Here is a 13,244-nt window from a genome sequence, read left to right on the forward strand (position 1 = left end):
GCAGCCTCAGAACAGGAAGTAGCGCTGTGCGAGCGGCAGCGTCTTCGCCGGTTCGCAGGTCAGCAGCACGCCATCGGCGCGGACCTCGTAGGTCTCGGGATGGACCTCGATCTTCGGCAGCGCGTCGTTCAGCTTCATGTCGGCCTTGCCGATGCCGCGGGTATGGCTGACCGGAAGAACCGCCTTGTCGAGGCCGAGCGTCGCCCCCACCCCGGCCGCGGCGGCCGCGCCCGAGACGAAGGTCGCGCAGCTCGCGCCGAGCGCCTTGCCGAAAGCGCCGAACATCGGGCGCATGTAGAACGGCTGCGCCGGGATCGAGCCGTTCGGATCGCCCATCTGCGCCGCGACGATCATGCCGCCCATCAGCACCATCTCGGGTTTCGCGCCGAAGAACGCCGGCTCCCACAGCACCAGATCGGCGCGCTTGCCGACCTCGACAGAGCCGATATGCGCCGACAGCCCATGCGCGATGGCCGGGTTGATGGTGTATTTCGCCACGTAACGGCGCACCCGCAGGTTGTCGTTGTCGCCGGTTTCCTCGGGCAGGCGGCCGCGCTGCTTCTTCATCTTGTCGGCGGTCTGCCAGGTGCGGGTGATCACCTCGCCCACCCGGCCCATCGCCTGACTGTCGGACGAGATGATCGAGATCGCGCCCATGTCGTGCAGGATGTCTTCGGCGGCGATGGTTTCCTTGCGGATACGGCTTTCGGCGAAGGCCACGTCCTCGGGCACCTTGTTGTCGAGGTGGTGACACACCATCAGCATATCGAGATGCTCTTCCAGCGTATTGCCGGTATAGGGCCGCGTCGGGTTGGTCGAGGACGGGATCACGTTCGGCGCGCCGACCACCTTGAGGATGTCGGGCGCATGACCGCCGCCCGCGCCCTCGGTATGGAAGGCGTGGATGGTGCGGCCCTTGAAGGCGGCGAGCGTGTTCTCGACGAAGCCGGATTCGTTGAGCGTGTCGGTGTGGATCATCACCTGCACGTCCATCTTGTCGGCAACGCTCAGGCAGCAGTCGATGGCGGCGGGGGTGGTGCCCCAGTCCTCATGCAGCTTCAGCGCGGCGGCGCCGGCGCTGACCTGTTCCGTCAGCGCCTCGGGGAGCGAGGCGTTGCCCTTGCCGGCGAGCGCGAAGTTCATCGGCAGCCCGTCGAGCGCCTGCAGCATCCGCGCGATATGCCACGGCCCCGGCGTGCAGGTGGTGGCAAGCGTGCCATGCGCCGGCCCGGTGCCGCCGCCGAGCATACAGGTCACCCCGGAATAGAGCGAATCCTCGACCTGCTGCGGCGCGATGAAATGGATATGCGCATCCATGCCGCCCGCGGTCAGGATCTTGCCTTCGCCGGCGATGATCTCGGTTCCCGGGCCGATGACGATGGTCACGGCGGGCTGGGTGTCGGGGTTGCCGGCCTTGCCGATGGCGGCGATGCGGCCGTCGCGCAGACCGACGTCGGCCTTGCAGATGCCGCTCCAGTCGACGATCAGCGCATTGGTGATGACGGTATCCATCGCGCCACCCGCGCGCGAGACCTGCGACTGGCCCATGCCGTCGCGGATCACCTTGCCGCCGCCGAACTTGACCTCTTCGCCATAGGTGGTGAAGTCCTTCTCGACCTCGATGATCAGGTCGGTATCGCCAAGGCGCAGCCGGTCGCCGGTGGTGGGGCCATACATGTCGGCATAGGTGCCGCGCGAAATCGTGCTGGCCATCACAGGTCTCCCATCACGGTCTGGTTGAAGCCGAACACCCGGCGCGATCCGCGATAGGGGATCAGCCGGACCTCGCGGGTCTGACCCGGCTCGAAGCGCACCGCGGTCCCCGCCGCGATGTCGAGCCGCATCCCTCGCGCCGCGGCGCGGTCGAAGGACAGCCCGGCGTTGGTCTCGGCGAAATGGTAATGCGAGCCGACTTGGATCGGACGGTCGCCGGTGTTCGAGACGGTCAGCACGATGGCCTCCAGCCCCTCGTTCAGCGTGATCTCGCCAGCGGCGGGAAGGATCTCTCCGGGAATCATGGCGGACCTCAGCGAATGGGATGGTGAACGGTGACGAGCTTGGTGCCGTCGGGGAAGGTCGCCTCGATCTGGATCGCGGGGATCATCTCGGCGATGCCGTCCATACATTGCGCGCGGGTGATGACGGCGGCGCCCGCCTCCATCAGATCGGCCACGGAGCGGCCGTCGCGCGCGCCCTCGACCACGAAATCCGAGATGATGGCGATCGCCTCGGGGTGGTTCAGCTTGACGCCGCGTTCCAGCCGGTTGCGCGCGACCATCGCGGCAAGGCTGATCAGCAGCTTTTCCTTCTCGCGGGGGCTCAGGTTCATGCTTCCCTCTTACAGTTGCCACACGCGCGGCGGGGCGGCGCCCTGCCGCAGCGCGGTCATCAAAGCCAGTATCTGCCGGCGCAGCGGCCAGCCGTCAGCGGCCAGCATCCGCACGACGCATTTTCCGTCAAAGGCCGAGGCCGCCCCCTCCACCCCCTCATGGCCGAGAGCGGCGCGCGCGGCCGGCAGCGCATCCTCGGCGCCGCGGGTGCACAGAACGAGCGTGGCGAAGGCGCGCGCACCCCTCAGCACGGCACCGCGCGGGCCCTGGGCGAGGGGTTCGCCGCTCAGCCGGAAGGGCTCCAGAAACACCGGCTTGCCCGCACGCTCGATCCGGCGGGTATCGCGGAAATTCAGCGTCTGAACCGTCTCGCCCATCGCGGCGCGGCCGAGGATCACCGCCTCGATCATCAGACAGCCCGCCTCGGGGGTAAGCGCGATCACCGTCTCGCGCTCCAGATCCGCGCGGTCGAACAGAATGGTCTCCTGCGGCAGCCAGTCGAGCCAGCCGGCGCCGTGCACCTCGTGGCGCACCGTGACACGGGCCGGACCGTGATCGGCGCGATAGGCGCGCTCGGCCGCCTGAGTGGTGGCGATCAGCCGGGTGTCGGTTTCCGTGGCATAGGACAGCAGGTCGCCCGAGGTCAGCCCGCCCGCGGTGTTGAGAAACACCACCTCCGGCACGCCGCGCACCCGGGGCAGAAGCGCCTTGCCGCAGCCTTGCTGGCGCAGACCGCTCAGCCGGCCATCGCGAAACCGCGCCGCCGCCTCGCCCTGGGCGCGCTGCATCTGGGCCTGCGGGGCCGTTTCCGGATCGGGGGTGTCGAACATCGGTCTCTCCTCAGCCGATTTACCCCCAAGCCGAAGCCCGCGTCCATCCCGCGCGCCTTAAACCGCGCCACACCCGGGGCGAAGCGCACAAAATTCAGGCGCACGGCACCCCCTACCCCAACGGCCCCGGCAAGCGCTCCTCGGACAGAAGCACATTCGCCTCGACCTGACCGATACCGGGCAGCGTCAGGATGCGGCGGCGCAGGATGCGCTCGAAATCGGCGATGTCGCGGGCGCGCACCTTGATGCGGTAATCGAACACCCCAAGGACATGCTGCACCACCTGCACCTCGGGGATGGCGGTCACCGCGCGCTCGAAATCCTCGAGGCTGACCCGCCCGCGCGTGCCGATCTTGATCCCCAGAAACACCGTCACCCCGAAACCCACCGCGGCGAGGTCCAGCTCCAGCCGGCGCCCGGCGATGGCGCCCTGCTCGGTCAGCCGCTGGATCCGGCGCCAGCACGCCGGCTGCGACAGCCCCACCCGGCGCCCGAGCGCGCCCGCCGACAGCGTCGCATCCTGTTCCAGCGCCCGCAGGATCGCCCGGTCGGTATCGTCGAGCGCGATCACAGCGGCAGCTCCGTCGTGTCCTTGATCGAGGACACCAGCATCAGCGCCTCGGTGTCCTGGATATGCGGCAGCGTCAGGATGCGGTCGCGATAGATCTCCTTCCAATGCTCCATGTCGCGCGCGATCACGTTCAGACGCACGTCGGTCTGGCCGAGGAAGGTCTGGATCTCCAACACCTCTGGCACCAGCCGCGCGGCGGCGATGAACTCGTCAAAGGCGCGCGGATGAGTCTTGTCGAGGGTGAAGCGCAGCGACACCTCGATCTCCCAGCCGAGGCGACGCCAGTCGATCACCGCCTGCGTGCCGCGGATGACGCCCGCCTCGCGCAGCTTCTCGATCCGGCGCCAGCAGGTCGCGGTGGTGATGCCGGCACGTTCGGCCAAGGCGGCCACCGCCATCGCCGGATCGGCCAGCAGGTTGCGCAGGATGCGCCGGTCAGTATCGTCTATCTGCATGACTGTTTCGATAATTGCCATTCATACGAATTGATATTGCCATTTATCGCAAAATATCATCGTCAATGAAACCCTGTATCTCCACGTTTCGCCTATTCTGCACGCAGCGAATATGGAGGAAATCATGCGCGTTTATTACGATCGCGATTGCGATGTGAACCTGATCAAGGACAAGAAGGTCGCCATCCTGGGTTACGGCTCGCAGGGCCACGCCCATGCGCTGAACCTGCGCGATTCGGGTGCGAAGAACGTCGTCGTCGCGCTGCGCGAGGGCTCCGGCTCGGCGAAGAAGGCCGAAGCCGAGGGCCTGAAGGTCATGGGCATCGCCGAAGCCGCTGCCTGGTGCGACCTGATCATGTTCACCATGCCCGACGAGCTGCAGGCCGAGACCTACAAGAAATACGTCCATGACAACCTGAAGGAAGGCGCCGCGATCGCCTTCGCGCACGGCCTGAACGTGCACTTCGGCCTGATCGAGCCGAAGCCCGGCGTCGACGTCATCATGATGGCGCCGAAGGGGCCGGGGCACACCGTGCGCGGCGAATACGTCAAGGGTGGCGGCGTGCCGTGCCTCGCGGCGGTGGCGCAGGACGCGACCGGCAAGGCGATGGAAATCGCGCTGAGCTACATCTCGGCGATCGGCGGCGGCCGCTCGGGCATCATCGAGACCACCTTCCGCGACGAGTGCGAAACCGACCTGTTCGGCGAGCAGGCCGTGCTGTGCGGCGGTCTGGTCGAGCTGATCCGCTGCGGTTTTGAGACCCTGGTCGAAGCCGGCTACGCCCCGGAGATGGCCTATTTCGAGACCACCCACGAGATGAAGCTGATCGTCGATCTGATCTACGAAGGCGGCATCGCGAACATGAACTACTCGATCTCGAACACCGCCGAATACGGCGAGTATGTCTCGGGCCCGCGCGTTCTGCCCTACGAAGAGACCAAGGCCCGCATGAAGGCCGTGCTCACCGACATCCAGAACGGCAAGTTCGTGCGTGACTTCATGCAGGAAAACGCCGTCGGCCAGCCGTTCTTCAAGGCGACCCGCCGCATCGGCGACGAGCACCTGCTCGAACAGACCGGCGCCAAGCTGCGCGACATGATGCCCTGGATCTCGAAGGGCAAGCTGGTCGACCGCTCGCGCAACTGATCGGGCGACGGGCGCGGCGTTTCCCTTTCGATTCGCCGCAAATATCCCGGGGGTGAGGGCCGCGAGGCCCGAGGGGGCGGAGCCCCCTCCCCTTGCCTTTGCGGGGCGGAGCCCCCTCCCCTTTGCCTCTGCGGGGAGCTGCCTGCCTGCGTCACGCGGGCAAGCGCCCCGCCTTCCGGATCCGGTCGCCTTGCGAGGCGGCCGATTTCTTTCTAGCCTGCCCCCATGACAGACCGCGAAGACCCGAACCGCCTTCCCACGATCCTGGTGATCGGATTTCCGAAATCCGGCACCTCGACACTCCAGCGTGCCTTCACTGCAAGCGGGCTGACCAGCGCGCACTGGACGTGGAACGGCAATGCCATCGGCCGGCTGATCTATGACGGCTGGTTCGACAAGGGCGATCCGCTCGCGCTCCTGACCGGGCTCGATGCGGTCACGCAGATGGATTTCTGCCACCCCGAAAGCGGGCGCAACTACTGGCCGAACCTCGATATTTCCCTGCTTCTGGTAATCCGGCGGCTGCACCCCGGGGTGAAGCTGATCTTCAACGCCCGCCCCTATGACGCCACCGTCGACAGCTTCGCGCGCTGGCAGGGCTGGGGCGCGCTGGTCGAGCGCGTCACCCGCGCCGACATCCCCGGCCTGCCCGCCGGCCGCGGCGACCGGCACGAGGACCTCACCCGCTGGATCGAGGCCCATCACGCCGCGATCCGTGACATCTTCGATTACGATCCGAATTTCCTCGATCTCGACATCACCGCGCCCGATGCGCGCCAGCGGCTGTCATCCTTCATCGGCCGGCCGCTGAAATGGTGGGGCGTCGAGAATGCCAACCCCGCACCCGGCGAAGATGAAGAGCCCGACGAAGAGGACGAGGAAAGGGAGGCGGGCAACAGCACGCCCGACGCCTCCGCCGGAGGGCCCCGGAGCGACTGACCGCCCGGAGCCCCCGCACAGTCGCGGGGCAGCCGGGACCGGATCTCAGCCGGTCAGACCGCTGCCTCGACAGTCGCGACGATGCCGTCGACGACCTCGTGGAGCAGCGCATCGTTCTCGGATTCCGCCATGACGCGGATCAGCGGCTCGGTGCCGGACTTGCGGATCAGCAGCCGGCCGTTGCCGTCAAGGCGCGCCTCGGCCGCGGCGATGGCCGCCTGCACCGGAGCCGCGTTCAGCGGATCGCTCCCCGCCGCGTAACGCACGTTCTTCAGAAGCTGCGGCACCGTCTCGAACTGCTGCGCAAGCTCCGAAGCCTTGCGCCCGGTCTCGGCCATCGCCGCCAGGAACTGCAACCCCGCCATCAGCCCGTCACCGGTGGTGGCGTAATCGGTCATCACGATATGGCCCGACTGCTCGCCGCCGAGATTGAAGCCGCCCTCGCGCATCCGCTCGACGACATAGCGGTCGCCCACCTTGGTGCGTTCAAGACGCAGCCCGCGCCCCGTCAGAAACCGTTCGAGGCCGAGGTTCGACATCACCGTCGCCACCAGCGCACCGCCGCGCAGCCGGCCCTGCTCGGCCCAGCGGCCGGCGAACAGCGCCATGATCTGATCGCCGTCGGCCACCCGGCCCTTCTCGTCGATGATCATCACCCGGTCCGCGTCACCGTCGAGCGAAATCCCCAGATCCGCTCCGTTCGCCAGAACCGCGGCCTGCGCCGCCTCGGTATGGGTGGAGCCGCAGCGCTCGTTGATATTGTGCCCGTCGGGCGAGACGCCGACCGGGATCACCTCGCAGCCAAGCTCCCACAGCACCTCGGGCGCGGCCTTGTAGGACGCACCGTTGGCGCAATCGATCACCACCTTCATCCCGGACAGCCGGCCACGCGCCGGGAAGGTGGTCTTGGCATATTCGACGTAGCGCCCGACGCCGTCGTCGATGCGCTTCGCCCGGCCGATGTTCTGCGGCTGCGCGAGGCGGATCTCGCCCGCCACCATCGCCTCGATCTCGGCCTCGGCCTCGTCGGACAGCTTGAACCCGTCGGGGCCGAAGAACTTGATGCCGTTGTCCTTGGCCGGGTTGTGGCTCGCCGAGATCATGATCCCCATGTCGGCCCGCATCGAGCGCGTCAGATAGCCGATCGCCGGCGTCGGCACCGGGCCGAGCAGCAGCACATTCATCCCCGTCGAGGTCAGCCCCGCGGTCAGCGCGTTTTCCAGCATGTAGCCCGACAACCGGGTATCCTTGCCGATCACCACCCGATGGCCATGGCTCGCGTCATTGCGGAAATACCGCCCCGCCGCCGCGCCCAGCTTCAGCGCCATCTCGGCCGTCATCGGCCAGCTGTTGGCCTCGCCGCGAACCCCATCCGTTCCGAAAAGCTTGCGCGTCATTCCTCGTATCCCCTTGCGATCGCGTTCCACAGGCGGATGCCCTGCGCGATCTCCGTCACGTCATGCACCCGGTGCATCTGAATTCCCTGCCCAAGCCCCGCGAGCGTCACCGCCAGCGTGCCGGGCGCGCGAGAGGTCGCCTCCGGCGCCTCGCCCACCGTGCCGATGAAGCGCTTGCGCGACACCCCCAGCAGCACCGCGCAGCCGAGGCCGTGAAACAGGCTCAGCCCGCGGATCAGCGCGAGGTTATGGCCGACCGTCTTGCCGAAGCCGACACCCGGATCGGTCAGGATGCGGGCGCGCGGAATGCCCGCGGCCTCGGCGACGGCGATCCGCTCCTCAAGGTAATCGTAAACGTCGAGCAGCACATCGCCATAGCGCGGATCGTCCTGCATCGTCTCGGGCAGGCCCTGAGCGTGCATCAGACACACCGGCGCCCCTGCACGCGCGACGACCTCGGCCATCGCGGGATCGAATTCCATCGCCGCCACGTCATTGACCAGATCGGCGCCGGTGCGAAGCGCCGCCTCGGCGACCGCGGCCTTGCGGGTGTCGATGCTGATCGGCGCGGTGAAGCCCGCCAGACGCAATGCTGCGATCACCGGGGCGGTGCGCTCGATCTCCTCGGTAACGGGAACCTCGGTCGAACCGGGCCGGGTCGATTCCCCGCCGATGTCGAGAATATCCGCCCCCGCCGCGATCAGCGCATGGGCACGATCAAGCGCCGCCTGCGGCGCATTGAACCGCCCGCCGTCCGAGAAACTGTCGGGCGTCAGATTGAGGATGCCCATGATCGTCGGGCGGTCAAAACCGAGGCCCGCCATCGCCGGGCGCGGCGCGCTCAGCCGGTCGCGCACATCTTCGGGCAGATCGGCGGCCGGGATCAGCCGCGGCGCCGCACCGCGCGACAGCACCTCGACGCTGTCGAACCAGCACCAGCCGCCCGCGAGCGTCACCGCCCCCGCGGGCCGGGCCCGGTCGGTGCGGGCAATCGGTCGGTAATAAAGCCTGTCCATCGCGCTGTCTTGGCGCGAGGACGCGCGATTGGCAAGGCTCACAGCGCCACGTTCACCACCGGCACGCGGCTTCCCGCCGGGGCGGTGTCGGTTCCGTGCAGTTCCAGCCGGTCGGCGGCGAGCTGTTCGGCCAGCCACAGCGACAGTGCGACGGAGTTGCGCGCCGGCACCTTCGGCCCGTCGACGGCATCGAGAACGATCTTCGACGGCGCCCAGACCACCATCCGGCCATTGCGCATCGCCCAGTCGATTTCCGTGCGCGAGGCGACGACGACACAACGCCGGTCGCGCGCCGCCAGCACCCAGGCGTTCTGCTCGATCGCCAGAAGGTCGATGCGGCGCTGCGTCGGCTTCTGCCCGGTCTCGGGCACCGCGCCCTCGGGCATTCCCACGCTCAGGATCACCGGCGCGCCGCCCGCGGCCAGCCGGTCGAGCCGCGCCGACAAGTCATCGGCATGGATCGCCGCGTTCGACAGCCAGGCCACCACCGGATGCAGCGCCGTCCCCTGCCCCTCGACCGCGACCGGAGCCGAGGCGCGCGAGCGAACGATCTCCACCCCGAGCGCGCCCGGACCGCGGTCGAGCTTCTCGATCCGCACGAAGACGCGCATCGCCTGCGGCTCGGCCAGAATGCGTTCGGCCACCTTCTCGGCGAGGGTCTCCAGCAGGTTCAGCCGTTCCGCCGCGAGTTCGGCCGCGATGGCCTCGGTGATGCGGTCATAAGAGAGAATGCGGTCCACATCGTCATCGAGCGGCGCCGGCGCCGGACGGACCTCGACGACCACGTTGAAGCGCAGCCGCTGACCGTGGCCGCGCTCTTGCTGGAAGGCACCGATATCGGCGCTCACCACATGATCGCGCAGGCTGATCCTGTCTCGCGGATCGGCCGGGGCCGAGGCCAGGGCGCGCTCTTCGGGATGAGCGAAGGCAAGGGCGGTGTCGGAGGTCATGTCAGCCTCATCGCTTGATTGCCTCACCGTATAGAATCGGGGCGGGCAAAGGCCCACCCCGAAACGTCGCCCTGCGGGCCGGAAGCGACCCGCAGCGCCTGTCATGACGCCATCGCGATCAGTTCATCGCGGTGACGATGGGTTTCCTGTAGAACAGATGCGCCCCGATATCGGCGGTTCGTTCGAACCGACGCGACCAGCCGGGGCGAATCCAGCGGGTGTGGAAATAGGTCGCCCCATCGGTCAGCCCGCGGGGAAACCCGTCGAGCATGGCACGGGCGATCTTCTCTGCCCTTTCGAAGGCATCGCGGTCGGCATAGCCGTCGGACCGGCCATCGCAGGTGAAGCTGAACTGGCAGCTCCCTGAGACGCGCTGACTGACCACACCGCAGATGGTCTTCGGGAACGAGGCGTCGTCGACGCGATTGAGCACGACTTCCGCGACGGCCTGCTGACCGTCGAGGCTTTCGCCGCGCGCCTCGTGATAGATCGCGGAGGCGAGGCAGTTCAGCTGCGCATCGCCTTGCGGCACCGGCTGGCTGTCAAGCCAGGCTTCGGTGATCTTGTTGGGCGTCTGGCCCGGACGGGATTGCGGCGCGACCAGAATCTGCGTCATGCGCGCAGCGGAGACCGCATCGAGGCCCGAGCGTTCCCTGCCCAGAAGGGATGCCAGATCCGGCTGCACCGCAGCGGGATCATTGGACTGGCTTACCGTAACTTCGGCACGCAAGCCTCCGGCGAGGGCAAGGAGGACAATCAGTCCACCCGTCCAGCTCTTCAGCACTGACATGTGTATCTTCCGATAAGATCAATCGCCCCGGCTGCTATGGCATCGCAAACCGGAACCCGGCGCAAATAGCCGAAAACGGCCCGCCTTGTCCACCTACCGGCTCTTTTTTGTGCAGAAACTGGCCGCCAGAACGGCGGACTTTCGCGCAAGGCAGCCCCGAATCACTTCGGGGTCGCTTTCTTTTGAATAGGAACAAGCGCCTGATAACACCAGTGAAATCTGGGGGCTTGTCAGCTTTTTTGGACGCCCTCTCCGGCCCGCTCGCCGCGCGGTGCCAAAAGCGCGAAATGCGCCGCAGCAAGACGCGCGACAGGCACCCGGAACGGTGAACACGACACGTAGTCGAAGCCCGCAGCGCGGCAGAAGGCTATCGATTCGGGGTTGCCGCCATGCTCGCCACACACCGAAATCCGCAGCCCCGGACGGGCCTCGCGGCCGCGTTTCGCCCCCATCAGCAAGAGCTCCCCCACCCCCTCGACGTCGAGGCGATGGAACGGATCCTCCTCGTAAACCCCCTGGCTGACGTAGATCGACATGAAGCGGCCGGCGTCGTCGCGCGACAGACCGTAGGTCATCTGGGTCAGGTCGTTGGTGCCGAAAGACAGGAATTCGACATGCGGTGCGATCTCGCCCGCGCGCAGCGCGGCACGCGGCGTCTCGACCATCACGCCGAGGCGATAGGTCAGGTCGGCCTTCATCTCGGTCTTCACCGCCGAGGCCACCGCGTCGATCCGGGTCTTGACGATCTCGACCTCGCGCGCAGCCGAAACGAGCGGAATCATCACCTCAGGCACCACCGGCGCACCGTGACGCGAGGCCTCGATCGCCGCCTCGAAGATCGCGCGCGCCTGCATGTCGTAGATCTCTGGCACCGTCACGCCGAGCCGCACGCCCCGCATCCCGAGCATCGGGTTGAATTCGGAAAGCGCATCGCAGCGCCGCGTGACCTCGGACAGCGGCCGGTCCAGCGCCTCCGCGAGTTCGCGCATCCCGTCACGGTCATGGGGCAGGAATTCATGAAGCGGCGGGTCGAACAGCCGGATGCAGACCGGCTGACCGGCCATGATCTCGAACAGGCGGATGAAATCGGCACGCTGCATCGGCAACAGCCGGTCCAGCGCGGCGCGGCGGTCGGGCGCGGTATCGGCGAAGATCATCTCGCGCATCACCGTCAGCCGGTCCTCGTCGAAGAACATGTGCTCGGTCCGGGCGAGGCCGATGCCCTCGGCCTCGAACATGCGCGCGGTGCGGGCGTCGTCGGGCGTGTCGGCATTCGCCCGCACGCCGATGTCGCGCACCGTGTCGGCCCAGTGCAGCAGCGTGCGGAACTCGCCGTCGAGCGCGGGCTCCATCATATCGGCGACACCGGCCAGAACCTCGCCATTGGTGCCGTCGACGGTGATCGTGTCGCCGGCGCGGAACACCCGGCCATCGGGCGCGCGCAAGGTGCGCTCGCGCGTGTTGATCGACAGATCCGCGCAACCGACGATACAGGGCAGGCCGAGCCCGCGCGCGATCACCGCCGCATGGCTGGTCATGCCACCGCGCTCGGTCAGGACGGCGACGGCGGCGTGCATCCCGCGCACGTCCTCGGGCACGGTCTCGCGCCGCACGAGGATACAGGCCTCGTCACGCGCCGCCGAGGCCTGCGCCTCGGCCGAGGTGAACACGATCCGCCCCGTCGCCGCACCGGGCGAGGCCGCGATCCCCTTGCCGAGCGGATCGCGCGCGCCGCGCGGATCGACCTGATAGTGCAGCAGCTCGGTCAGCGCGCGCGGCTCGATGCGCAACAGCGCGTCCTCACGGCCGATGATCCCGTCCTCGGCCAGCGCCACGGCGATGCGCACCGCGGCGCGCGCCGAGCGCTGCACCTTCACCGCGTCGATCACCGCAAGCTGACCGCTCTCGATGGTGAATTCGATCTGCATCTCCTCGCGCAGCCGCACCCGGCAGCGGGCGCCGAAATCGCACAGCTGGGCGAAAAGGTCCGGATCCGCCTCCTCGAGCGAGGCACCGCGCGGATCTCGGGTCAGATAGAGTGCCCCCACCTCCTCGCGCCGGCCCTGGCTCTGGCCGCGGAACCGGCCGGTGATCTGCGGCAGGCCGGTGACCGAATCGACGAATTGCATCGTGCCCGAGCCCGACAGCCCCGGCCCGATGCCGAGCGCCATGCGCTGCACCACGAGGCCGAGCGCGGCCTCGGCCGGCGCGCCCTTCGCCTGACGCAACAGCCGTGCGGTGGTGCCCTCCCACCCCCGCGCCATGGAACGCAGCACCTCGATCAGCTGGCGCGTCGCCGATTGCGGGAAATCGTCGTCGGTCTCGGCCCGGTAGGTGGCGAGCGCCGCCTTCAGCGCGCCGGGGCCGGGCTCGTCATGGAACATGTCCGGATCGAGCCGGGCGACCTGGGTTGCGTAGGTCTGCACGAAATTCAGATAAAGCGCGTCGGCGGCTTCCTGACCGTGCGTGCCGATCAGCCGCGCATGAACGCGGTCGTTCATCCCGACGTTCAGGATGGTCCCCGGTCCGCCCCATTCCGGCTTTTCGGCCGAGGACCGGATCGAGACGACGAAATCCTCGCCGAACACCGCCGCAAGCCCTTCAATATCGGGCATCTGGCCGGCGGCGATGGCGCGAACGACCTCGAACGGCAGGGCGACGGTGCGCGGCACCGGCAGCTCCATGCGGATCAGGCGTTGCAGGCACTTGGCCCGCCAGCCGTGGCGCGACTGCGCGATCTGCGCGGTCGGCGTGACCTCGGTGAATTCAGCGAAATCCGCGTGTCGTTGCATGGTTGCGTCCTCTCTCCCGGCCCTGAG

General features: G+C 67.9%; 13 protein-coding genes. 2 read left to right on the forward strand and 11 right to left on the reverse strand.

Features of this window, described 5'->3' with window-relative positions; genetic code table 11:
* Positions 1–6: 6 nt before the first annotated feature.
* From ureC to CG50_RS00530, 6 genes are all read right to left on the reverse strand, one after another.
* Complete coding sequence (ureC, locus tag CG50_RS00505; protein ID WP_036633916.1) at positions 7–1,713, reverse strand: urease subunit alpha; 1,707 nt, start codon at positions 1,711–1,713, stop codon at positions 7–9.
* Entirely contained in the window at positions 1,713–2,018 is a 306-nt protein-coding gene (locus CG50_RS00510; protein ID WP_036633917.1) for an urease subunit beta, read from the reverse strand. Before CG50_RS00510 ends, ureC begins: the two co-directional genes overlap by 1 nt.
* 8 nt (positions 2,019–2,026) lie before the next feature.
* Complete coding sequence (locus CG50_RS00515) at positions 2,027–2,329, reverse strand: urease subunit gamma (protein WP_036633919.1); 303 nt, start codon at positions 2,327–2,329, stop codon at positions 2,027–2,029.
* 9 nt (positions 2,330–2,338) lie between these two features.
* The gene (locus tag CG50_RS00520; protein WP_051909285.1) at positions 2,339–3,160 is read right to left on the reverse strand and encodes an urease accessory protein UreD; all 822 of its coding nucleotides are present in this window, start codon (positions 3,158–3,160) and stop codon (positions 2,339–2,341) included.
* Between the two features lie 112 nt (positions 3,161–3,272).
* Positions 3,273–3,731: an Lrp/AsnC family transcriptional regulator gene (locus tag CG50_RS00525; protein ID WP_036633925.1), complete on the reverse strand. Its 459-nt coding sequence runs from the start codon at positions 3,729–3,731 to the stop codon at positions 3,273–3,275.
* A complete protein-coding gene (locus CG50_RS00530) occupies positions 3,728–4,186 on the reverse strand; it encodes an Lrp/AsnC family transcriptional regulator (protein WP_036633927.1) in 459 nt (152 codons plus the stop codon). The genes CG50_RS00525 and CG50_RS00530 overlap by 4 nt, the downstream gene beginning before the upstream one ends.
* Before the next feature lie 124 nt (positions 4,187–4,310).
* Here CG50_RS00530 and ilvC point away from each other — a divergent pair, with 124 nt between their 5' ends.
* Together ilvC and CG50_RS00540 are read left to right on the forward strand one after the other, a co-directional pair.
* Positions 4,311–5,333: a ketol-acid reductoisomerase gene (gene ilvC / locus CG50_RS00535; protein WP_036633930.1), complete on the forward strand. Its 1,023-nt coding sequence runs from the start codon at positions 4,311–4,313 to the stop codon at positions 5,331–5,333.
* A 225-nt stretch (positions 5,334–5,558) separates the two neighbouring features.
* Positions 5,559–6,272 carry a hypothetical protein gene (locus CG50_RS00540; protein ID WP_051909287.1) on the forward strand — a complete coding sequence of 238 codons (714 nt, stop codon included), beginning with the start codon at positions 5,559–5,561 and terminating at the stop codon, positions 6,270–6,272.
* Between the two features lie 53 nt (positions 6,273–6,325).
* Here CG50_RS00540 and glmM read toward each other — a convergent pair whose 3' ends face one another.
* The 5 genes from glmM to CG50_RS00565 all read right to left on the reverse strand — a co-directional run bounded on the left by glmM (position 6,326) and on the right by CG50_RS00565 (position 13,217).
* Positions 6,326–7,669: a phosphoglucosamine mutase gene (gene glmM, locus CG50_RS00545; RefSeq protein ID WP_036633933.1), complete on the reverse strand. Its 1,344-nt coding sequence runs from the start codon at positions 7,667–7,669 to the stop codon at positions 6,326–6,328.
* A complete protein-coding gene (gene folP / locus CG50_RS00550; protein ID WP_036633934.1) occupies positions 7,666–8,685 on the reverse strand; it encodes a dihydropteroate synthase in 1,020 nt (339 codons plus the stop codon). Before folP ends, glmM begins: the two co-directional genes overlap by 4 nt.
* A gap of 38 nt (positions 8,686–8,723) precedes the next feature.
* Complete coding sequence (locus CG50_RS00555) at positions 8,724–9,635, reverse strand: dihydroneopterin aldolase (protein WP_036633936.1); 912 nt, start codon at positions 9,633–9,635, stop codon at positions 8,724–8,726.
* Positions 9,636–9,753: 118 nt separating this feature from the next.
* On the reverse strand, positions 9,754–10,425 hold the full coding sequence (locus CG50_RS00560) for a cell wall hydrolase (protein WP_036633938.1): 672 nt from the start codon (positions 10,423–10,425) through the stop codon (positions 9,754–9,756).
* Positions 10,426–10,655: 230 nt separating this feature from the next.
* Positions 10,656–13,217 (reverse strand): putative PEP-binding protein, encoded by a 2,562-nt coding sequence (locus tag CG50_RS00565; protein ID WP_036633939.1) that lies wholly within the window; start codon positions 13,215–13,217, stop codon positions 10,656–10,658.
* Between the last annotated feature and the right edge of the window lie 27 nt (positions 13,218–13,244).

The organism is Paenirhodobacter enshiensis, from assembly GCF_000740785.1.
In the GTDB taxonomy this organism is placed as follows: Bacteria; Pseudomonadota; Alphaproteobacteria; order Rhodobacterales; family Rhodobacteraceae; genus Rhodobacter; species Rhodobacter enshiensis.

Excerpts from the sequence above, each read along its gene's own strand:
- ureC (WP_036633916.1), bottom strand. The coding sequence starts at position 1,713 with ATGGCCAGCACGATTTCGCGCGGCACCTATGCCGACATGTATGGCCCC.
- CG50_RS00510 (WP_036633917.1), bottom strand. The coding sequence starts at position 2,018 with ATGATTCCCGGAGAGATCCTTCCCGCCGCTGGCGAGATCACGCTGAAC.
- CG50_RS00515 (WP_036633919.1), bottom strand. The coding sequence starts at position 2,329 with ATGAACCTGAGCCCCCGCGAGAAGGAAAAGCTGCTGATCAGCCTTGCC.
- CG50_RS00520 (WP_051909285.1), bottom strand. The coding sequence starts at position 3,160 with ATGTTCGACACCCCCGATCCGGAAACGGCCCCGCAGGCCCAGATGCAG.
- CG50_RS00530 (WP_036633927.1), bottom strand. The coding sequence starts at position 4,186 with ATGCAGATAGACGATACTGACCGGCGCATCCTGCGCAACCTGCTGGCC.
- ilvC (WP_036633930.1), top strand. The coding sequence starts at position 4,311 with ATGCGCGTTTATTACGATCGCGATTGCGATGTGAACCTGATCAAGGAC.
- CG50_RS00540 (WP_051909287.1), top strand. The coding sequence starts at position 5,559 with ATGACAGACCGCGAAGACCCGAACCGCCTTCCCACGATCCTGGTGATC.
- glmM (WP_036633933.1), bottom strand. The coding sequence starts at position 7,669 with ATGACGCGCAAGCTTTTCGGAACGGATGGGGTTCGCGGCGAGGCCAAC.
- folP (WP_036633934.1), bottom strand. The coding sequence starts at position 8,685 with ATGGACAGGCTTTATTACCGACCGATTGCCCGCACCGACCGGGCCCGG.
- CG50_RS00555 (WP_036633936.1), bottom strand. The coding sequence starts at position 9,635 with ATGACCTCCGACACCGCCCTTGCCTTCGCTCATCCCGAAGAGCGCGCC.
- CG50_RS00560 (WP_036633938.1), bottom strand. The coding sequence starts at position 10,425 with ATGTCAGTGCTGAAGAGCTGGACGGGTGGACTGATTGTCCTCCTTGCC.
- CG50_RS00565 (WP_036633939.1), bottom strand. The coding sequence starts at position 13,217 with ATGCAACGACACGCGGATTTCGCTGAATTCACCGAGGTCACGCCGACC.